The sequence below is a fragment of the Salinispora oceanensis genome, assembly GCF_000383575.1.
Taxonomy (GTDB): Bacteria; Actinomycetota; Actinomycetes; order Mycobacteriales; family Micromonosporaceae; genus Micromonospora; species Micromonospora oceanensis.
In genome coordinates, this window is the sequence record NZ_KB911579.1 from 3,578,121 (window position 1) to 3,598,518 (window position 20,398).

At 70.7% G+C, this 20,398-nt stretch carries 15 protein-coding genes; 11 read left to right on the top strand and 4 right to left on the bottom strand.

Going from position 1 to position 20,398, the window contains the following annotated elements; all coding sequences use genetic code 11:
• Positions 1 to 314 precede the first annotated feature (314 nt).
• From SALPAC4_RS0116645 to miaB, 3 genes are all read left to right on the top strand, one after another.
• Positions 315 to 794 (top strand): hypothetical protein, encoded by a 480-nt coding sequence (locus SALPAC4_RS0116645; protein WP_019871280.1) that lies wholly within the window; start codon positions 315 to 317, stop codon positions 792 to 794.
• A 335-nt stretch (positions 795 to 1,129) separates the two neighbouring features.
• Complete coding sequence (locus tag SALPAC4_RS0116650) at positions 1,130 to 2,011, top strand: LLM class flavin-dependent oxidoreductase (protein WP_019871281.1); 882 nt, start codon at positions 1,130 to 1,132, stop codon at positions 2,009 to 2,011.
• Positions 2,012 to 2,064: 53 nt separating this feature from the next.
• Complete coding sequence (gene miaB, locus SALPAC4_RS0116655) at positions 2,065 to 3,564, top strand: tRNA (N6-isopentenyl adenosine(37)-C2)-methylthiotransferase MiaB (RefSeq protein ID WP_019871282.1); 1,500 nt, start codon at positions 2,065 to 2,067, stop codon at positions 3,562 to 3,564.
• A 112-nt stretch (positions 3,565 to 3,676) separates the two neighbouring features.
• Here the strand turns inward: miaB and SALPAC4_RS0116660 are convergent, their stop codons facing one another.
• Positions 3,677 to 4,885 carry a DUF349 domain-containing protein gene (locus tag SALPAC4_RS0116660; protein ID WP_019871283.1) on the bottom strand — a complete coding sequence of 403 codons (1,209 nt, stop codon included), beginning with the start codon at positions 4,883 to 4,885 and terminating at the stop codon, positions 3,677 to 3,679.
• Positions 4,886 to 5,155: 270 nt separating this feature from the next.
• Here SALPAC4_RS0116660 and SALPAC4_RS0116665 point away from each other — a divergent pair, with 270 nt between their 5' ends.
• From SALPAC4_RS0116665 to SALPAC4_RS0116680, 4 genes are all read left to right on the top strand, one after another.
• Entirely contained in the window at positions 5,156 to 5,992 is an 837-nt protein-coding gene (locus tag SALPAC4_RS0116665) for a class III extradiol dioxygenase subunit B-like domain-containing protein (protein WP_019871284.1), read from the top strand.
• A complete protein-coding gene (gene miaA / locus SALPAC4_RS0116670; protein WP_020113520.1) occupies positions 5,965 to 6,996 on the top strand; it encodes a tRNA (adenosine(37)-N6)-dimethylallyltransferase MiaA in 1,032 nt (343 codons plus the stop codon). Before SALPAC4_RS0116665 ends, miaA begins: the two co-directional genes overlap by 28 nt.
• 7 nt (positions 6,997 to 7,003) lie before the next feature.
• The gene (gene dapF / locus SALPAC4_RS0116675; protein WP_027644688.1) at positions 7,004 to 7,846 is read left to right on the top strand and encodes a diaminopimelate epimerase; all 843 of its coding nucleotides are present in this window, start codon (positions 7,004 to 7,006) and stop codon (positions 7,844 to 7,846) included.
• A gap of 98 nt (positions 7,847 to 7,944) precedes the next feature.
• Positions 7,945 to 9,078: an FAD-dependent monooxygenase gene (locus SALPAC4_RS0116680; protein WP_019871287.1), complete on the top strand. Its 1,134-nt coding sequence runs from the start codon at positions 7,945 to 7,947 to the stop codon at positions 9,076 to 9,078.
• A 96-nt stretch (positions 9,079 to 9,174) separates the two neighbouring features.
• Here SALPAC4_RS0116680 and SALPAC4_RS0116685 read toward each other — a convergent pair whose 3' ends face one another.
• A complete protein-coding gene (locus SALPAC4_RS0116685) occupies positions 9,175 to 10,401 on the bottom strand; it encodes a phosphatase (protein WP_019871288.1) in 1,227 nt (408 codons plus the stop codon).
• Between the two features lie 126 nt (positions 10,402 to 10,527).
• On the bottom strand, positions 10,528 to 12,039 hold the full coding sequence (locus SALPAC4_RS0116690) for an NAD-dependent malic enzyme (protein WP_019871289.1): 1,512 nt from the start codon (positions 12,037 to 12,039) through the stop codon (positions 10,528 to 10,530).
• Positions 12,040 to 12,217: 178 nt separating this feature from the next.
• Between SALPAC4_RS0116690 and hflX the strand changes: the two genes are divergently transcribed.
• Both hflX and SALPAC4_RS0116700 read left to right on the top strand, forming a co-directional pair.
• Positions 12,218 to 13,690, top strand: coding sequence for a GTPase HflX (gene hflX, locus SALPAC4_RS0116695; RefSeq protein ID WP_019871290.1), 1,473 nt, complete (start codon positions 12,218 to 12,220; stop codon positions 13,688 to 13,690).
• 48 nt (positions 13,691 to 13,738) lie between these two features.
• The gene (locus SALPAC4_RS0116700; RefSeq protein WP_019871291.1) at positions 13,739 to 15,448 is read left to right on the top strand and encodes an SMP-30/gluconolactonase/LRE family protein; all 1,710 of its coding nucleotides are present in this window, start codon (positions 13,739 to 13,741) and stop codon (positions 15,446 to 15,448) included.
• A gap of 58 nt (positions 15,449 to 15,506) precedes the next feature.
• On the opposite strand, the gene lexA is transcribed toward SALPAC4_RS0116700, so the two are convergent.
• Positions 15,507 to 16,292, bottom strand: coding sequence for a transcriptional repressor LexA (gene lexA, locus SALPAC4_RS0116705; protein ID WP_018732597.1), 786 nt, complete (start codon positions 16,290 to 16,292; stop codon positions 15,507 to 15,509).
• A gap of 573 nt (positions 16,293 to 16,865) precedes the next feature.
• Between lexA and nrdR the strand changes: the two genes are divergently transcribed.
• Both nrdR and SALPAC4_RS0116715 read left to right on the top strand, forming a co-directional pair.
• Entirely contained in the window at positions 16,866 to 17,330 is a 465-nt protein-coding gene (nrdR, locus tag SALPAC4_RS0116710) for a transcriptional regulator NrdR (protein WP_018724097.1), read from the top strand.
• Between the two features lie 139 nt (positions 17,331 to 17,469).
• On the top strand, positions 17,470 to 20,361 hold the full coding sequence (locus SALPAC4_RS0116715; protein ID WP_019871292.1) for a vitamin B12-dependent ribonucleotide reductase: 2,892 nt from the start codon (positions 17,470 to 17,472) through the stop codon (positions 20,359 to 20,361).
• Positions 20,362 to 20,398: the final 37 nt, after the last annotated feature.

Sequence of the window (20,398 nt, forward strand, 5' to 3'; positions counted from 1 at the left end):
GCTCAGATGGTCACGGAGCAGTAACACCTCCCGCGACGAGCTGGGGAGGCCTCTTTCTGGCCACTCGGCAGGGGATCCCGATGACCGCTCGGTGGCTTTCCATGGGGCGAGTTGACCCGTGTCGTACGGCGGAGCACCGCCCTATACCCGATAAAGTGTCATCTTCCCGCTGGTTGCTGCGTCATCACTCGAGGGAATTTTGCCCGGAATGGTCACAGACCGGTAACTTGCCCCCGGCTGGGGCTATATGCCCCCCACCATCGTCAGTAAGGCCCGATCCGGGGCCGGAGAGACGATCGCAGCGAGGAGGCGGCATGACCGAGCTGTGGAACTGGAGAATTGACCAGGTACGGCCGACGGAGGTCTGGCCGGCACTGGCCGAGGCCCTCGGCCGGGTGGTGATGCCGCTGGCCATCGCCGACCCGGCACGCCTGCCGAGATACGCCGTGGTCTGCGACATCTGGCAGGCGCCGGGGGAGTTCGCCACCATCGTCGACTGTTACGGCGTGCCGGACACCCTCGCCGAGCTGCCCAGCATCGCGACCCTGGCCCGCCTGCTGGACCGCAACTGCGTGCTACGCGACGACACCCTCGACGAGACCCGGCACCTGCTGGTGGCCCCGGACGGGACGATCCGCCCGGTGCACTTCGACGTCCGGGAGACCGACGACGGCGAGGTGCTCAGCCACCAACGGCTCTGCACCGAAGCCAACCCGGGCTGTCGCGGCTGGTCCCGGTGCCACCGCTCCCGCTGGGCCCCCGACACGGTGCTTCCCGCCCTCGCCGCCGCCTGACCCGGGCGCGAAGCGGCGAGGTGTTCGGGCGCCGTCTGGCTCGCAGACCATCGACGCATGTGAGCCGGCATCGTACGGGTCGCCGACCATGATCGAAATGTCGGCGCAGGGGGTTGGTCAGGTCCTGGTGGTCGGTGTCGAAGTGGCGGTCGCCCGGGCGACCGCACATGTCACTCCTTCTGCTGGCTTAGCCCGGAAATGGGGTGGAATCGCTAGGCTGAAGTCGTGCAGCTGCCGCGACCCGTGAGCCGTACCCGCCGCTCCCACCCGGGCCGGCGGGGCCGCCCGACGTCACCGACGCTGGCAGCGGAGACCGCCAAGGCGGGTGGTTGACCATGCGGGTCGGAGTGCTCATCCTGCCCTCCTCGCCCTGGGACGAGGCCCAGCAGATGTGGCGGAAGGCCGACGAGTTGGGTTTCGCCCACGCGTGGACGAGCGATCACATCGGCTGGCAGGACATGGTCGGTAAGGAGTGGTATGCGGCGGTGCCGACCCTGGCCGCCGCGGCAGTCGTCACCCGACAGATCAAGCTCGGCACCCTCGTCTCGTCGCCGAACTTCCGACACCCGGTGCCGTACGCCAAGGAGGTCGTCACCCTCAATGAGCTCAGCGGCGGGCGCTTCATCCTGGGTCTCGGTGCCGGCGGCAGTGGAATCGACGCCACCGCCCGCGGTCAGGATCCGGAATGGACGCCCGTCGAACGGGCCGAGCGGTTCGGCGAGTTCGTGGAGCTGACGGCGGAGCTGCTGGCCAACCCCGTCACCGATGCCGACGGCAAGTACTACCAGGCGCGACAGGCGCCCATCTGGCCGGTGGACTCCTCGCCCGCCCATATCCCGTTGGCGATCGCCGCCAATGGTCCCCGTGGCATGGCCCTGGCCGCGCGCCACGGCGACATCTGGGTGACCAACGGCCGGTCGCCGCGCAACGGGGTCGTCCCCCCAGTGGCCCGGCCCGATGATGTCGCGGGACAGGTCCGCCAGCTGGCCGACATCTGCGAGAAGGCCGGCCGTGACCCGGCAACCCAGCGCCGGCTGTTGATGTACGTGAACCGGGAGCCGACGGCGCTCGCCTCTCTGGACGTGTTCCGGGAGACCGTTGACACGTACCGCCAGGTCGGGATCACGGACCTGGTGGTGCCGTTTCCCGGGCAGGCGCCCTTCGATACCAGCATGGCGGTGCTCGAACAGGTAGCCGGGATCCTGTCCGACCTGTGAGGCGGTAGCTCGACTCCGGTCCATCCGGGCGGCCCGGATAGGCTGTCGAGGTCATGACTACCGCAGCGGCGAGCAGCCCCCGCACCTACCAGGTGCGCACCTACGGCTGCCAGATGAACGTGCACGACTCCGAGCGCATCTCCGGCCTCCTCGAGCAGGCCGGCTACCTGCGGGCCGGGGCCACCGACGACACCCCGGACGTGGTCGTCTTCAACACCTGCGCCGTGCGGGAGAACGCCGACAACCGGCTCTACGGCAACCTCGGTCAGCTGCGTCCCCGCAAGACCCAGCACCCAGAGATGCAGATCGCGGTGGGTGGCTGCCTGGCGCAGAAGGACCGCAGCGAGATCGTCCGCCGGGCGCCCTGGGTGGACGTGGTCTTCGGCACGCACAACATCGGGTCGCTGCCGGTGCTGCTGGAGCGGGCCCGGCACAACGCCGCCGCCGAGGTGGAGATCCTCGAGTCCCTCGAGGTCTTCCCGAGCACCCTGCCGACCCGTCGGGAGTCAACCTACGCCGGGTGGGTGTCGATCTCGGTTGGCTGTAACAACACCTGCACGTTCTGCATCGTGCCGGCGCTGCGCGGCAAGGAGAAGGACCGTCGCCCCGGCGACATCCTCTCCGAGGTACGCGCCCTGGTCGACGAAGGCGTGTTGGAGGTGACCCTGCTCGGGCAGAACGTCAACTCCTACGGCATCGAGTTCGGCGACCGGTACGCCTTCGGCAAGCTGCTGCGCGCCTGCGGCGACATCGACGGTCTGGAGCGGGTGCGGTTCACCAGCCCGCACCCGAAAGACTTCACCGACGACGTGATCGCCGCGATGGCCGAGACACCGAACGTCTGCCCCTCGCTGCACATGCCGCTACAGTCCGGCTCCGACGACGTGCTGCGGGCCATGCGCCGCTCGTACCGGTCGGAGCGCTACCTGGGCATCATCGAGAAGGTGCGGGCGGCGATGCCGGACGCGGCGATCACCACGGACATCATCGTCGGCTTCCCCGGCGAGACCGAGGCCGACTTCGAACGCACCCTCGACGTGGTCCGCGCGGCCCGGTTCTCCTCGGCCTTCACCTTCCAGTACTCCAAGCGCCCCGGCACCCCCGCCGCGACGATGGCCGACCAGCTGCCAAAGGCGGTGGTGCAGGAGCGCTACGAGCGGCTGATCGACTGCGTCGAGGAGATCACCTGGGCGGAGAACCGGCGGCTGCTGGGGAAGACCGTCGAGGTGCTGGTGGCCGTCGGTGAGGGGCGCAAGGACGAGCGCACCGGCCGGCTCTCCGGGCGGGCCCGCGACGGCCGACTGGTGCACTTCGACGCCGGCAGCCGCACCGGGCAGATCCGCCCCGGCGACATCGTGCAGACCGTGGTCACCTATGCCGCCCCACACCACCTCAACGCCGACGGTGAGCCGCTCGCGCACCGGCGTACCCGGGCCGGCGACGCGGCCGAGGCGGGGCAGCGACCCCGTACCGCCGGTGTGTCGCTCGGGCTGCCCACCGTCGGCGCTCCGCCGTCGATGCCGCCCGCGGCCTCGTCGGCCTGCTCCTGCTGACACCGGGGCTGATGCTGCGGGGCTGACTCCCGCAGCTCCCGTCACCCTTGGTGAACACGCCCGGGGCCCCGGTTCACGAGGAACCGGGGCCCCGGGGCGGCCTGCTAACGGTTCAGCTGGACTGCTCGGCCAGGCTGAGGAACTGACGCTTGGAGCTGAGGGCCTGCTCGGCGTCGCGGACCCGCCGGGTGTCCCCGGCGGCCTTGGCCCGGGCCAGCCGCTCCTCGGCCTCGGCGACCTGCGCCCGCATCTGCGCGAGCAGCGGGTTGTCCTGCGGAGCGGTTCGCCGCCATGCGGAGTCCATCACCTCGCGAACCTTGTCGTCGACCGCGCGCAGTCGACGCTCCAGGCCCCCCGCCGCCTCCCGGGGCACCCGTCCGGCCTCGTGCCACTGCGCCTGGATCTCCCGGAGCTTCGCCTGCGTGCCCTTCGGGTCGCCGTCGACATCCAGCGCCTCGGCCTCCGCCAGAAGCGCCTGCTTGCGCTCCAGGTTGGCGCGCTGCTCGTTGTCCCGGGCCGAGAAGACCTCGCTGCGCCGGGTGAAGAACGCGTCCTGCGCGGCCCGGAACTTCTCCCAGAGCCGCTGCTCGGCCTCCTTCGACGCCCGGGGCGCGACGCGCCACTGGTTCATCAGCTCCTTGAGCTGGCTGGCGGTGTGGGCCCACTCGGTCGAATCCTGGAGCTTCTCGGCCTCGACGACCAGCTCCTCCTTGATCGCCTGCGCCTGCTTCCGCTGCGCGTCCAGTGAGGCGAAGTGGGCACCCCGGCGGCGGGTGAAGCCATCCCGGGCCGCCGCGAACCGTTTCCACAGTTCACCGTCGGTCTTCCGGTCCACCCCACGGATCGACTTCCACTCCCCGAGGATCTCCTTGAACCGGTCGCCGGCGGTCTTCCAGCCGGTCGACTCGGCGGCCAGCTTCTCGGCCTCCTCAACCAGCGCGGTCTTGCGGGCGAGGGCCTCGCTCCGGGCGGCGTCGCGGGCGGCCCGAGCCTCGGTGGCCTTCTCCTCCGCGAGGGTGGCGAGCCGGTCCAGCCGGTTGGCGAGGCCGTCGATGTCGCCGACGACGTGCGCCTCGGCCAGCGAGGCACGCAGCCGGCGGATCGTGCTGAGCGAGTGGTTCGCATCAGCGGCGCCCGAGTTGAGTCTCGCCTCGGCCAGCTCCACCTCGGTGATCAGATCGGCGAACCGGCGGGCGAAGTGCGCCAGCCCCTCCTCCGGTGCACCCGCCTGCCAGGAACCGACCACCCGCTCGCCCTCAGCGGTTTTCACGTAGACGGTGCCGTCTGCGTCCACCCGTCCGAAGGCAGTCCAGTCGCTCATGTGCCCATCCTCGTTCTCCCGGCGTCACGGGTCAGTCCCGCGAGCGCCGCCACGGCGCAGCCCAACGTTCTCCACGGCATTGTCACAGGTGTGCCCCCGCCCCCGTCGAGCGCCTATCGCCGACCGTGACCATACGGTGTCCTAGCGCCCCGATGGGCCCGGATGGGGCGAGTGTCGGAACCTCCGTTCGGGTGTACTTGTCAGTAGCCGGAATCCGGGGTGCCCGGCCGCGGGAAGGCGCGCGGCGGTGCGTCCGGACCAGCCGCTACCGTGACCCTCGTGCCCCTGGTCGCCGCCGCCGTCTGCCCGCATCCGCCGCTGCTCGTTCCCGAAGTGGCGGGTGCCGCCTCCGCCGAGTTGGACGAACTGCGAACCGCCTGCGACGGGGTCGTGGCCCGGCTACTCGCCGCCGAGCCGGACCGGATCGTGATGATCGGGTGTGGGCCGGCCACCGAGACCTTCGACGCCGCGGAACACGGCTCGTTCCATCGGTACGGGATCGACCGGCGGGTGCCGCTGTCGCCGACCGACGCCGCGGACCGCACTGATGCGGCCGCCCTCGGGCCGGCGCGGCTGCCGCTGAGTCTGACCATCGGGGCGTGGCTACTCGGTCGCGCTGGTACCACGCTGCCCCGGTCCGCGGTGGCGGTCGCCGCCGACGAGCCCGCCGACCGTTGTGCCGCCCTCGGGGCGGGCCTGCTCCACCCGGACCTGTTCGGTGCGGGCCCGTATGACCCGGAGCTGCTCGGTTCGGTGATCGAAAACGCACCCGACGGCGGTACGTCCGGTCGGCTCGGGCTGCTTGTCCTGGGCGATGGGTCGGCTTGCCGGGTGGAGTGGTCACCCGGCTACGACGATCCACGCGCAGAGCCGTACGACCAGGCGGTGGCGCGGGCCCTGGCCGGTGCGGACACTTGTGCCCTCGGCACGTTGGACGCGGAGCTGTCGGCGGGGCTGAAGGCCGCCGGCCGCGCCCCCTGGCAGGTCCTGGCCGGTGCGGTCCGGGCGGCCGGAGGCCCCTGGCGCGGTGAGCTGGCCTACGCCGCGGCACCCTACGGGGTGACCTATTTCGTCGCCTCGTGGGCGCCGACGGGAGCGGCCCGGTGAGCGCCGACGGGAGCGGCCCGGTGCACGCCGCCGACGCGGCTGGCGACGCTCGCCGGGCGGCGGCCGCCGGTGTGGTTGACGGTGCTGACCTGGTGGCCGGCACGGTGGTGGGTGTGGTCGGTCCGACCGCGGCCGGTAAGTCGGCGTTGAGTATCGCCCTCGCCCACGAGCTCGACGGTGAGGTCGTCAACGCCGACTCGATGCAGCTCTACCGGGGAATGGATATCGGCACCGCCAAACTGACCATCGGCGAACGTGCCGGGGTGCCGCACCACCTGCTGGACATCTGGCCGGTCACCGAGCCGGCCAGCGTCGCCGAGTACCAGCGGCTCGCCCGCGCGGCGGTGGACGACATCCTGGCCCGGGGGCGGGTGCCGCTGCTGGTCGGCGGTTCGGGCCTCTACCTCCGGGCCGTGCTGGAACGCTTCGAGTTCCCCGGCACGGATCCGGTGCTCCGGCAACGGTTGGAGGCGGAGCTGGCGCAGGCCGGCCCGGCTGTCCTGCACGAGCGACTACGCGCCGTTGACCCGAACGCGGCGGCGAACATTCTGCCGGGCAACGGCCGGCGGATCGTCCGGGCGTTGGAGGTGATCGAGCTGACCGGTGCGCCCTTCGCCGCCGCGCTGCCCGACCCCAGCCCGTACTACCGGTCGGTGCAGATCGGCGTTGACCTGGACACCGCTCAGCTCGACGAGCGGGTCGCGCTGCGGGTGGACCGGATGTGGGCCGACGGCCTGGTGGCCGAGACCCGGGTGCTGGCCGACCAGGGGTTGGCCGCGGGCCGTACGGCCAGCCGTGCCCTCGGCTACCAGCAGGTCCTGCGGTTCCTGGCCGGAGAGCTGACCGAGTCCGAGGCGTACCAGGAGACGATCCGCGCCACCCGCCGGTTTGTCCGTCGCCAGCGGTCCTGGTTTCGCCGGGATCCGCGGATCACCTGGCTCGACTCGGCCGGAGCCGGGCTGGTGGCAGAGGCGCTGCGAGTTGTCCGGCCCGCTGCGCGATGATGGGGTCGTGGAGTTCACCAAGGGGCATGGCACCGGCAACGACTTCGTGATCCTGCCCGATCCCGACGGCACCCTCGAGCTGACCCCGGACCTGGTCTCGGCCGTGTGCGATCGGCGGCAGGGGATCGGAGGGGACGGCGTACTGCGGGTGGTCCGCGCCGCGCGGCACCCCGACGGAGCGGCCCTCGCCGGTGCGGCCGAGTGGTTCATGGACTACTGGAACTCCGACGGCTCCGTGGCCGAGATGTGTGGCAACGGCGCCCGCGTCTTCGTCCGCTACCTGCTGGAAAACGGGCTGGCGGTGCCGTCGGAGGCGGCACTGCCGGTAGCCACCCGCGCCGGTCTCGTGCGGGCGCGGGTTGCGGGGGAGGAGCTGGCGGTCGAGATGCGGCGGCCCCGGTTGGCCGACACCTCATTCGCGGTGCTCGGCGGGCTGGCCCTGCCCGGCACGGCGGTTGATGTCGGTAACCCGCACCTGGTCTGCCCGGTGCCGGCCGGGCTGGAGCTGGCGGCTCTCGACCTGAGCCGGGCCCCGGAGTTCGACCGGGCCATCTTCCCGGCGGGGGTCAATGTCGAGTTCATCAGCTCCGGGAGCCCGATGGACGGCCTCGATGGCCACGTTCGGATGCGGGTCTACGAGCGGGGCAGCGCGGAGACGCGCTCCTGCGGCACCGGTGCATGTGCGGTGGCCGCGGTCGTCCTGCGGGACGCGGGCCGGGACACCGGCGTGGTCGCCGTGGACGTGCCCGGTGGTCGTCTGGTGGTGACCCAGACCGCCCAGGGCTGCTGGTTGGCGGGGCCCGCCGTACTGGTGGCGAGCGGTGAGGTGACGATCGCGGCGCTGGCCTGACCCGCTACCTGATCGACGGCGGGCGGGCCGCCGAAACTCCACCGTGGTGCCGGACCGGCGGCGTGCCGACGAGGCCGGCGGCATCTAAGCTTTCCAATATGAACGACGGAGTTTTGGTGGCTGGTGCCGGGATCGCCGGTTTGTCGATGGTTCGTGCGTTGCGGCGGCACGGTATCCCCGCGACGGCAGTGGAGCAGCGGCCCGTCCTGACGGAGGCGGGGCTGGCGATCAACATTCCGGGCAATGGCGTGCGGGCGTTCGCGGCACTCGGCGTCGCCGACGGCTTGCGTGCCATCGGCGTGCCAGTGTCGAGACGTGAGTACCGCACCCAGCGGGGGCGGCTACTCTTCTCCGTTGCCGAGGACGAGTTCTGGGGCGTGGCGCACCAGCCCCGGTGCGCGCGTCGTCGGGACCTTCTCGAACTACTGGAACGAGACCTGCCCTCGGGTTCGGTGCGGCGCGGGGTGGCGGTGAGCAGGGTCCGCGCGACAGCCGGCGGCGTCGATGTGACCCTCTCCGATGGCAGCACCGACCGGTACGGGTTCGTGGTCGGGGCCGACGGAGTGCACTCGGCGGTTCGCACGTCCCTGTTCGGCGATGCCCGGCTCGAAGCGGCGCTGCTGTCCGCGGCGAGTTGGCGGTTCATGGCACCCAACCCCGGCGTCGCCTGCTGGACGGCGTGGTCCGGCGACAGCGGCACGGTCCTGCTGCTTCCGGCCGGAGCCGGGGAGGTGTATGGCTTTGCCTCCGCGACCAGGGGCGGCCCGATCGGGTCCGACCCCGCCTGGCTGTCGGCGACCTTCGCCGGGTTCCCCGAATCGGTACAGACCGCAATCGCCGAGGCCCTCGTCCGCCCGGAGTCGATGTACCACTCCCCGATCGAGGAGGTGCGCATCCCGCGGTGGCATCAGGGCCGGGTTGTCCTGATCGGCGATGCCGCGCACGCCACGGCGCCGGTCTGGGCGCAGGGTGCCTCGCTTGCCGTAGAGGATGCGCTGGTGCTGGCCGAACTCCTCGGCAGCCGGGACTGGGAAACGGTCGGTGGGGAGTGGGAACGGCTTCGGCGTGGCCGGGTAACCCATGTGCAGACCGCGACCGACCAGCTCTCCCGCGCCGTCGCCAAGCCTGCGTGGGTGCGGAACCTGCTGCTGCCGGCGATCGGCCAGCGCAGCTACCGGTCGGCGTACGGCCTGCTGCGCACCCCGGTGGCAGCAACGGCGGCGCTCGGCTGATTCGCGGTGGCGGTCGAGATGCGGCGGCCCGGGTGGCTGACGCATCGGCCGCGGTGCCCGGCGGGCTGGCGCTTCTCGCGTTGAACCACAGGGGTGTCATGTCGTGCGCCGCAGCTCCGCGAGTAATTGCTCTACTCGGTTCCGGATCTCGTCGCGGATCGGGCGGATCGCCTCGACCCCGAGGCCGGTGGGGTCGTCGAGATCCCAGTTCTCGTGGCGTCCAGCTGGAAGACCGGGAAAGTCACTGCGGCATCCGATGGTAATGATGACGTCAGCGGCCGCCGTGGTCGCGGGCCGCAGAAGCGTCGGCACCTGACCGGTGATGTCGATGCCGACCTCCCACATGGCCGCCGCGACGGCGGGGTCGACCTGGCGGGCGGGGGCGGAGCCGGCGGAGCGGACCTCGACGGTGTCGCCAGCGAACTGGCGTAGCCAACCGGCGGCCAACTGCGAGCCGCCGGCATCGTGGACGCAGACGAAGAGCACCGAGGGTTTGTCGACCCCGAGGTGCTCCTCATCGATCTGGTGCGAGCTTGGCGGTGGTTTGACCGGGGAGCGACGGCGGTCCGCTCGACGGGTCGGAGGCCCCCGGGTTCCCGTCGCTGCCGGCTCCACGGGGACGACGATCTGGTCGGCGGCGACACCGGCGTCGGGGTAGAGGGTGGTGAGCAGGCCGACGCCGACGGCGAGTCCGGCCAACTGGGCCAGGATGAAAGCGGGTACCGAGGTGGGGGCGATGCCGGCGAAGGTGTCGGAGAACGCACGGCCGATGGTGACCGCGGGATTGGCGAAGGAGGTGGACGAGGTAAACCAGGACGCGGCCCCGATGTAGGCGCCGACGGCGGCCGGGGCGACCGACGCACGCCCGGACCGGGCCAGGGCGAAGATCAGTAGGACGAGCCCGGAGGTGGCGACAACCTCACCGACCCAGAGATGCCAGGCGGCCCGCTCCTTGCCGGCGAAGTCGATCGCGGGTAGGTCGAACATCAGGTGCGCCAGCACCGCACCGGCGACCCCGCCGAGGATCTGGGCCGCTCCGTAGGCACCCAGGATGCCGGCGGTCAGACCGGTGCCGGCGCGCCGCCCGAGGAACCAGTCGGCGGCGGAGACGACCGGGTTGAAGTGGGCCCCGGAGACCGGCCCGAAGATCAAAATCAGCGTGCCGAGGGTGAAGGCGGTGGTGATCGAGTTAGCCAGCAGCTGAAGGCCGACCTGGTCGGGGGCGAGGGTGGTGGCCATGATTCCGGAGCTGACCACGGCGGTGACCAGCAGGGCAGTGCCGGTGAACTCAGCCAGCAGGCGTCGCCACAGTGTGCTGGTCATCGCTTGGTATCCCACCATCCGCGGTTGCCGAGACCGGCGAGCTGCGATTACCAGCTGTGGTGCGGCCCAAACTACGCCCGGATCACCTGCTCGTCGAGGTGATCCGGTGCGGTGGGTTGTGGTGACCTAGGGGGTGGCGCTGGCGTTGGCGGCGATCTCGGGCAGGTCAGCCGGGCCGGGGTCGGCGGCGGGCGGCGGGGTGGTCGCCGGGTTCTGTGCGGCGGCGCGGACGGCCGCGGCGACGGCCGGGGCCACCCGGGAGTCGAAGACGCTGGGGACGATAACCGTCGGGTTGATCTTCTCCTCACCGACGACGTCAGCGATGGCCTGGGCAGCGGCGATCGCCATCTCCTCCGTGAAGCCCTCCGCGTGCGCGTCCAGCATCCCCCGGAACACGCCGGGGAAGGCCAGCACGTTGTTGATCTGGTTGGGCTGGTCGGAGCGGCCGGTGGCGACCACTGCGGCGTGCTTGCGTGCCTCGCGCGGGTCAACCTCCGGGTCCGGGTTCGCCAGCGCGAACACGATCGCGTCCTTGGCCATGGCGGCGATGTCGTCCCCGGTGAGCAGGTTGGGGGCGCTCACGCCGATGAAGACGTCCGCGTCCCGTACCGCCCCGGCCAGATCGCCGGCGTAGTTCTCCCGGTTCGTGTGCTCGGCCAGCCACTGCCAGGCCGGGTTCAGCCCGGTCATCCCACGGTGCAGCGCACCCTGCCGGTCGTACGCGATGATGTCGCCCACACCCTGGCGTAGCAGCAGCTTCATGATCGCGGTGCCGGCGGCGCCCGCGCCGGAGACCACCACCCGTACCTGCGCCAGTTCCTTACCGACGACCCGGAGCGCGTTGGTCAGCGCGGCCAGCACACAGATCGCCGTGCCGTGCTGGTCGTCGTGGAAGACCGGGATGTCCAGCGCCGCGCGCAGCTGTGCCTCGATCTCGAAGCAGCGCGGCGCGGCGATGTCCTCCAGGTTGATTCCGCCGTACGCGGGTGCGATGGCCTTGACGATCGACACGATCTCATCGGTGTCCTGGGTGTCGAGCACCACGGGCCAGGCGTCCACCCCGCCGAAGCGCTTGAACAGCGCCGCCTTGCCCTCCATCACCGGCAGCGACGCCGCCGGCCCCAGGTTGCCCAGGCCGAGCACAGCCGAGCCGTCGCTGACCACCGCCACCGTGTTGCGTTTGATGGTCAGGCGCCGCGCGTCCGCCGGGTTCTCCGCGATGGCCTGGCAGACCCGGGCCACCCCCGGGGTGTACGCCCGGGACAGCTCGTCTCGGGTGCGCAATGCGACCTTCGGGCTGACCTCGATCTTGCCGCCGAGGTGCAGCAGGAACGTGCGGTCGGAGACCTTGCGCACGTCCACCCCGTCGAGCGCGGTGAGCGCGTCAACCACCTGGTCGGCGTGGCTGGCGTCGGCGGTGTCGCAGGTCAGGTCGACGGTGACGTGGGTGTGGTCGGAGTCGACCACGTCGAGCGCGGTGACGATCGCCCCGGCCTCGCCGACCGTGGTGGTCAACCGCCCGATGGAGGAGGCATCCGCGGTTACTGCGATCCGGACCGTGATCGAGAATCCGGCACTCGGCAATCGGGTGGTGGCCACGCAGTTCCTTCCGATGATGCTGAACGACTCGCCCCGCATTTCTACTCGCCCCCGGTAACGGCACCGCATCCGGCCCCGTTACCAGCGGGTAGCCCCGGGCATATTGCCGATGCGGGTGGCGTTGTCACATGTCAGGATTGCTGGGAGCCGGCCGCGATTTTCCCGGCAGCACGGCGGGCAAACAGCCAGCCGACCGCAGACAGACAGGAGGCGCGGTTTGCGAGAGCAGGAGACCTTCCTTCCCGACGAGGGCGACGAGTTCGAAGCCACGACCGGTGAGTTCGAGCTGTCGGAGCGGCAGGCGCTGCGGCGGGTCCCCGGTCTCTCCACCGAGCTGACCGACATCACCGAGGTCGAGTACCGCCAGCTCCGACTGGAGCGGGTTGTCCTGGTCGGGGTGTGGACCGAGGGATCGCAGCGGGACGCCGAGAATTCCCTCACGGAACTGGCGGCGCTGGCCGAGACGGCCGGCTCGCAGGTGCTTGAGGGGCTGATCCAGCGCCGGCAACGGCCCGACCCGGCCACCTACGTTGGCCGCGGCAAGGTGGATGACCTGGGGGCGGCCGTGCGCTCCAGCGGCGCCGACACGGTGATCTGCGATGGGGAGCTCTCCCCGTCCCAGCTGCGCAACCTGGAGCAGCGCACCAAGGTGAAGGTCGTTGACCGCACCGCCCTGATCCTGGATATCTTCGCCCAGCACGCGAAGAGCCGGGAGGGTAAGGCGCAGGTCGAGTTGGCCCAGCTGGAGTACCTGCTACCCCGGCTGCGCGGTTGGGGTGAGACCCTCTCCCGGCAGAGCGGTGGATCCGGTCGCGGCGGTGGTGCCGGCGGCGGCGTGGGCCTGCGTGGCCCGGGTGAAACCAAGTTGGAAACCGACCGACGGCGGATTCGACACCGCATCGCCCGGCTGCGCCGGGAGATCAAAGCCATGCGCACGGTACGCCAGACCAAGCGCGCCCGTCGCTATCGCAACGCGGTGCCGGCGGTGGCCATCGCGGGCTACACGAACGCCGGCAAGTCCAGTCTGCTGAACCAGCTGACCGGGGCCGGGGTGCTGGTGGAGAACGCCCTCTTCGCCACGCTGGACCCGACGATCCGGAAGGCGACCACCGCGGAAGGGCGGCACTTCACCTTCTCCGACACGGTGGGCTTCGTGCGGCATCTGCCGCACCAGATCGTCGAGGCGTTCCGCTCCACCCTTGAGGAGGTGGCGGAGGCCGACCTGGTGGTGCATGTCGTCGATGGCACCCATCCGGACCCGGAAGAGCAGGTTCGTGCCGTCCGTGCCGTTCTCGCCGAGGTGGGCGCCGACCGGTTGCCGGAGCTGCTGGTCGTCAACAAGACCGACGCCGCCGATGCGGAGACCCTGCTCCGGCTCAAGCGGCTCTGGCCGGAGGCGATCTTCGTCTCCGCGCATTCCGGCTACGGCGTTGCTGACCTGCGCCGGGCGGTCGAGGCTCAGCTGCCCCGCCCGGCCGTGGAGGTCCGCGCGGTCCTGCCGTACGAACGGGGTGACCTGGTCGCCCGGGCGCACCAGCAGGGCGAGGTGCTCAGCACGGCACACCTGCCCGAGGGCACCCTGCTGCAGGCCCGGGTCGATGCGGCGCTCGCCGCCGAGTTGGCGCCCTTCCAGGCGACCGAGCCCACTGCCCCGGAGCCGGCGGCGGTGGGCTCCGGGGTGCCTTCGTAGCCGCTCAGTGCGGGCGGCGGTGATCCGCTGCCATGCGACACTGTGTGGATGCGTCGCTTTCACACCCTGACCACGGGTGCCCTCAGCTTGCTGGGGGCAGCCGCGGTAACCATCGCTGTAATCCTGGTCATGGTGCCGTCGCCGGCTGCGGCGGAGGGGCAGAAGCGTTGCACCGTCACCGACGATCGGCTGCGGGAGCTGTCCGGGTTGGTGGCTACCGAGACCGGTTACATCGTGATCAACGACAGTACCGACGTGGAGAGCCACAAGCGGGTCTTCTTCCTGGACGCCGACTGCGAGATCGCCGGGGACCCGGTCCGCTACTCGGTCGGCGGTCCCCTGGACACCGAGGACCTGGCGTTGTCGCCAGACGGAAAGACCCTCTGGGTCGCCGACACCGGCGACAACGTGACCAGCAGCAACCGCCGGGAGCGGGTGGCGGTGTGGAGCATGCCGGTCAGCGGTGACGAGAGGCTGACGCTGCACCGCCTCGCCTACCCGGGCAACGAGCCGCGGGACGCCGAGGCCCTGGTCATCGACGATGACGGCGTTCCGGTGATCATCACCAAGGTCGTCTCCGGCAAGGCCGAGATCTTCACCGTTGATGGGGAACTACCCAGCGGCGACACCGAACCGGGGAAGATGAAGAAGCTCGGCGAGGTGGAGCTGCCGGCGACCGAGACCGAGAACGCGCTCGGGGCGCTCGGGCGCACGGCGATCACCGGGGCCGCCCGTTCCCCGGATGGCACGCGGGTGGTGCTGCGCACCTACGCGGACGCCTTCGAGTACGACGTCACCGACGGTGACCTCGTGACGGCGCTGACGACGACGGAACCGCGGGTGACTCCGCTCGCGGATCCGTTCGGTGAGGCGATTACCTACACCCCGGACGGCAAGACCTTTCTGACCGTCTCCGACGCCGGCCAACTCGACGACGGCGAGCCGATTGACATCCTGTCGTACGCGCCGACGGCGAAGGCGGAGCCAGCCCCGGAGGCGAACGCCGACGGATCGGAGGAGCCAACGACCTCCTGGTTCGCCCGCCTCGACCTGCAGGAGAAGGCATACCTGGTCGTCGGTGCCGTGGGCCTGATCGGTGCGGGGCTGGTTGGGGCGGGCGTCACCGGCGTCATTCGGGCCCGGCGGCGACCGGCGAAGCCGAAGGGTGCCGACAGGCCGGCCGATGACGACGGTTCCCGCGACCCCACCGACCGTTCCCGCGGCGCTGTTTACGGCGGTGCGCCGGTCGCGGGGGCGGGTCGGGAGCCGGGTCGGGCGGCCGCTCCCGCCGACAAGGGCGGGTATGGCAGTGGGCATCCGCGGGAGGGGGGGCGTCCCGCTGCCGGCGTCTATGGCCGGCGGCCCGTCGCTGGCGCTGGTGGGTCCCGTCCCGCTGCGGGCGGTGGTCAGGCCGCCGGTGGTGGTCGGGCGGCCGGTGGTGGTCGGGCGGCCGGCGGTGGTCAGGCTGCCGGTGGTGGTCGGGCGGCCGGCGGTGGTCAGGCTGCCGGTGGTGGTCGGGCGGCCGGCGGTGGTCAGGCTGCCGGTGGTGGTCGGGCGGCCGGCGGAAGTCGTGGCGGCGGGGTGTACGGCGGGGGTGCCGGTGGTGGCGGGCGTGGTGGTGGTCGTGCCCAGCCGCCGCGCCGCGACGGCGGTGGGGCGGCTCCGCGCGATGCTCAGCGCAGTGAGTCCGGCTCCGGCCCGGGCCGACCCGGCCCGGAGCCGGGCGGGGGGCGAGACCAATACGGCGGCCGCTACTGATCCGGCCGCCGCTACGGCTGCTGTTGCTGCTCCGGCCCGCTACGACGGCCGCTGTTGGTCAGATGCGGCGGAGCACCGTGACGACCCGGCCCATGATGGTGGCGTCGTCGCCCGGGATCGGGTCGAAGGCCGGGTTTTGCGGCATCAGCCAGACGTGTCCGTCCCGCCGCCGGTAGGTCTTCACCGTGGCCTCGCCATCGAGCATGGCGGCCACGATGTCGCCGGATTCGGCGGTGGGTTGTTGTCGGACGACTACCCAGTCGCCATCGCAGATCGCCGCGTCCAGCATTGAGTCGCCCTTGACCTGGAGCATGAAGACCTCCCCCTCGCCGACCAACTCGCGAGGGAGCGGGAAGATGTCTTCGATGGCCTGTTCGGCGAGGATTGGACCGCCGGCGGCGATCCGGCCCAGCATCGGTACATAGGCCGGGACCGGCCGCTGCGCGAGCGCCGCCTCGTCGTCGAGGGCGTCCCCGGGCGGCCGGACGTCAACCGCGCGCGGCCGGTTCGGGTCGCGGCGGAGAAAGCCCTTCTTCTCCAGCTCCTTGAGCTGATAGGCAACGCTGGACGGCGACACCAGACCGACCGCCTCGCCAATCTCGCGCACGCTCGGCGGGTAGCCGTGTCGCTCGACCCAGGTGCGAATGAACTCCAGGATCCGCCGCTGCCGGGCGGTAAGATCAACGGTTGCCGGTTCGGGGAACGCGCTGACGACGGGGGTGACCGGCCGCACCGCGGGCGAGCCGGTGCGGCCCCGCGCGGCACGTCGACGGCGGGTGCTCGCCGTGCCCGCCTCGGTAATCTGCTGCGGGCTCTTCGGCCGGTTGGTCCGGTCCTCGGTCACGTCCGTCCTCCCTGGTCGGCGCTTGGGTGCACCGTCGCTCGTGGTGTTCGCTCGCGGCGGGAGCCGGTTGCGAGCCGGTCGTACCTGACCGTATAGGCGAGATCAGCCTTCTTCAAACATCTGTACGACCTTGGTCGGTGTGTCGAGGGTACTTCTCGCCGGGGTCCCACTCCTGTTCTGGTAGATAGTACGACGGGTCGTACTTGTGTTCTAATTTTGGGTTCGCGAGGGTGATTGGTGGTGAATGACCCGTAGCGATCCGGGGGTGTGGAGGGTTGGAATTCTCGGTGCCGTTGGTGCCGGCCGTGCGGGTCACGCGGGCGGGGTGATCCAGGTCGCTTGGTGACGCGCCGGACAGGCTCGTCAACTTGACCTCAGTTCCCGGGCGGCATACGGTCAACCCCTAGATGTAGTAGTCATTGGGCGCTAGTTGCCTATAGGTTGGGTTCGACTACGGACCGCACTTCATCCGCCAGCACAGCGAAGACCGTCGGAAGGGCGGCTTCACCGTGGTGACGTGTGTCCGGGTGCGGCCCGGTTCGGCCCCACGGTCGATGAAGGAGGTCGGGCTCCATGCGGTGTCCGTACTGCCGGCACCCCGACTCCCGGGTCGTCGACTCGCGGGAAGCCGACGACGGTCAGCTGATTCGGCGCCGGCGCTCCTGCCCGGAGTGCGGCAAGCGGTTCACCACGGTGGAGGAGGCGGTCCTCGCGGTCGTCAAACGCAGCGGGGTCACCGAGCCCTTCAGCCGCACGAAGATCATCGGCGGGGTGCGGAAGGCGTGCCAGGGCCGTCCGGTTGACGACGACTCCATTGCCCTGCTGGCGCAGAAGGTCGAGGAGACCGTGCGGGCCAAGGGCGCGGCCGAGCTTCCCAGCCATGAGGTCGGGCTCGCCATCCTGGGGCCGCTGCGAGACCTGGACGAGGTGGCGTACCTCCGGTTCGCCAGCGTCTACCGGTCGTTCGAGTCGCTCGCCGACTTCGAGCGGGAGATCGAGACGCTGCGGACCGCGGCGCAGGTCCGCGAGGGAGGCTGAGGCGGCCGGTCGGGGCAGCTGGCCGCACCAGAGCGGGCCGCGCGTGGGGCGCGGACTGGTTTGACGGTAGGGCCGCGCGTGGGGCGCGGACTGGTTTGACGGTAGGGCCGCGCGTGGGGCGCGGACGAGGGGCGATGAGATGCCGGGGGACGGTGTGACAACGAGCAAGTCACGGAGCAAGGCGGCAACGGGTCTGAAGGTCGAGCGGGTGTGGACCACCGAGGGGATCCACCCGTACGACGAGGTGACCTGGGAGCGTCGGGACGTCGTCATGACGAACTGGCGGGACGGCTCGATCAACTTCGAGCAGCGCGGCGTGGAGTTCCCGCAGGAGTGGAGCGTCAACGCGGCCAACATCGTGACCACGAAGTACTTCCGGGGTGCGGTGGGGACCCCGGAGCGGGAGTGGTCGCTTCGGCAGCTGATCGACCGGGTGGTGGCCACCTACCGCACCGCCGGTGAGGAGTACGGCTACTTCGCCACCCCGGCCGACGCCGAGATCTTCGCCCATGAGCTGACCTGGATGCTGCTGCACCAGGTGTTCAGCTTCAACTCGCCGGTCTGGTTCAACGTCGGCACCTCCTCGCCGCAGCAGGTCAGCGCGTGCTTCATCCTCGCCGTTGACGACTCGATGGACTCCATCCTGGACTGGTACAAGGAGGAGGGGCTGATCTTCAAGGGCGGCTCCGGCTCCGGAGTCAACCTCTCCCGGATCCGCTCCTCGAAGGAGTTGCTCTCCTCCGGTGGCACCGCCTCCGGCCCGGTCAGCTTCATGCGGGGTGCCGACGCGTCGGCCGGCACCATCAAGTCCGGCGGCGCGACCCGCCGGGCGGCCAAGATGGTCATCCTGGACGTCGACCACCCGGACATCGAAGAGTTCGTGGTCACGAAGGCGCGCGAGGAGGACAAGGTCCGCGCCCTGCGCGACGCCGGCTTCGACATGGACCTGGGCGGCGCCGACATCGTCAGCGTGCAGTACCAGAACGCCAACAACTCGGTCCGGGTCAGCGACGAGTTCATGACGGCGGTGCAGGACGGCGGCACCTTCGACCTGCGGGCCCGCCTCGACGGTACGGTGATCGACACGATCGACGCGAAGCCGCTGTTCCGGACCATCTCGCAGGCGGCCTGGGAGTGCGCCGACCCGGGGCTCCAGTACGACGACACCATCAACGACTGGCACACCTGCCCGGAGACCGGGCGGATCACCGCGTCGAACCCCTGCTCGGAGTACCTGCACCTGGACAACTCCTCGTGCAACCTGGCCTCGCTCAACCTGATGCGGTTCCTCCGCGCCGACGGCGGCTTCGAGGTGGAGAAGTTCGTCCGCTCGGTTGAGCTGGTCATCACGGCGATGGACATCTCGATCTGCTTCGCCGACTTCCCCACCGAGAAGATCGGTGCGACCACCCGGGCGTACCGGCAGCTCGGCATCGGGTACGCCAACCTTGGTGCGTTGCTGATGGCCTCCGGACTGCCGTACGGCTCGGACCAGGGTCGTACGCTGGCCGCGGCGATCACCTCGCTGATGACCGGCACCGCCTACCGGCGCTCCGCCGAGCTGGCCGGCATCGTCGGCGCGTACGACGGCTACGCCCGGAACGCCGAACCGCACAAGCGGGTCATGCGCAAGCACGCCGCCGCGAACGACGAGATCAAGCCCACCGGCGCCGTGGCCACCGCGGTGCAGCGGGAGGCGACCCGGCAGTGGACCCTCGGCAACAAGGTCGGTGACCGGAATGGCTGGCGTAACTCGCAGGCCAGCGTCCTGGCGCCCACCGGCACCATCGGCCTGATGATGGACTGCGACACCACCGGCGTCGAGCCGGACCTGGCGTTGGTCAAGTTCAAGAAGCTGGTCGGTGGCGGCTCGATGCAGATCGTCAACCAGACCGTGCCGCGCGCCCTGCGCAGCCTCGGCTACCAGGAGGAGCAGGTCGAGGCGATCGTCGAGCACATCGCCGAGCACGGTCACGTGGTGGACGCCCCGGGGCTCAAACTGGAGCACTACCCGGTCTTCGACTGCGCGATGGGCGAGCGCTCCATCGCCCCGATGGGCCACGTGCGGATGATGGCGGCCGTCCAGCCGTTCATCTCCGGCGCCATCTCCAAGACGGTCAACATGCCGGAGCAGGCCACCGTTGAGGACGTCGAGAAGATCTACTTCGAGGGGTGGCGACTCGGCCTCAAGGCGCTGGCGATCTACCGCGACAACTGCAAGGTCGGCCAGCCGCTCTCGGTGGCGAAGAAGGAGAAGTCCACCGCCCCCGCTCCGGTGGAGGCGACGCCGGCTGCGGTCGAGAAGGTCGTGGAGAAGGTCATCGAGTACCGGCCGGTGCGGAAACGGCTGCCGAAGAAGCGCCCGTCGGAGACGATCTCCTTCTCGGTCGGCGGCGCGGAGGGTTACCTCACCTCGTCCTCCTACCCGGATGACGGCCTCGGCGAGGTCTTCCTCAAGATGTCGAAGCAGGGCTCGACCCTGGCCGGCGTGATGGACGCCTTCTCGGTGGCCATCTCCATCGGTCTCCAGCACGGTGTCCCGCTCGAGACATACGTCAGCAAGTTCACCAACATGCGCTTCGAGCCCGCCGGTATGACCGACGACCCGGACGTGCGGATGGCGGCCTCGGTGATGGACTACATCTTCCGTCGCCTGGCCCTGGACTTCCTGCCGTACGAGCGCCGCGCGGAGCTGGGCATCTTCACCGCCAAGGAGCGGGCCGCCCAGCTCGCGGCCGAGGCGGAGGCGGAGGCGAACACCGCGGACCTCACCGCGATGGCCTCCTCCGCCCCGGTGGAGACCCGGCCGGAGGAGCCGAAGGTCGGCCCGATCGCCCAGCCGGCGCAGGAGCTGGCCGATGTCGCGGCGGCGCAGCCGGCGCCGCCGGTGGGGTCCAGCACCGAGCTGCTGGAAGCGGTGATCGGTAAGGCCGCCGACGCGCCGCTCTGCTTCACCTGCGGTACGAAGATGCGTCCGGCCGGCAGCTGCTACGTCTGCGAGGGCTGCGGCTCCACCAGCGGTTGTAGCTGACGTACGTGCCACGTGTGACCTCGGGCGGGGGTGCCCG

What these genes read in the sequence shown, in the direction of transcription:
- miaB (WP_019871282.1), top strand. Translation starts at nt 2,065, where the DNA reads ATGACTACCGCAGCGGCGAGCAGCCCCCGCACCTACCAGGTGCGCACC.
- SALPAC4_RS0116715 (WP_019871292.1), top strand. Translation starts at nt 17,470, where the DNA reads ATGCCGGGGGACGGTGTGACAACGAGCAAGTCACGGAGCAAGGCGGCA.
- SALPAC4_RS0116690 (WP_019871289.1), bottom strand. Translation starts at nt 12,039, where the DNA reads ATGCGGGGCGAGTCGTTCAGCATCATCGGAAGGAACTGCGTGGCCACC.
- nrdR (WP_018724097.1), top strand. Translation starts at nt 16,866, where the DNA reads ATGCGGTGTCCGTACTGCCGGCACCCCGACTCCCGGGTCGTCGACTCG.
- SALPAC4_RS0116650 (WP_019871281.1), top strand. Translation starts at nt 1,130, where the DNA reads ATGCGGGTCGGAGTGCTCATCCTGCCCTCCTCGCCCTGGGACGAGGCC.
- SALPAC4_RS0116685 (WP_019871288.1), bottom strand. Translation starts at nt 10,401, where the DNA reads ATGACCAGCACACTGTGGCGACGCCTGCTGGCTGAGTTCACCGGCACT.
- SALPAC4_RS0116660 (WP_019871283.1), bottom strand. Translation starts at nt 4,885, where the DNA reads ATGAGCGACTGGACTGCCTTCGGACGGGTGGACGCAGACGGCACCGTC.
- SALPAC4_RS0116680 (WP_019871287.1), top strand. Translation starts at nt 7,945, where the DNA reads ATGAACGACGGAGTTTTGGTGGCTGGTGCCGGGATCGCCGGTTTGTCG.
- SALPAC4_RS0116700 (WP_019871291.1), top strand. Translation starts at nt 13,739, where the DNA reads ATGCGTCGCTTTCACACCCTGACCACGGGTGCCCTCAGCTTGCTGGGG.
- SALPAC4_RS0116645 (WP_019871280.1), top strand. Translation starts at nt 315, where the DNA reads ATGACCGAGCTGTGGAACTGGAGAATTGACCAGGTACGGCCGACGGAG.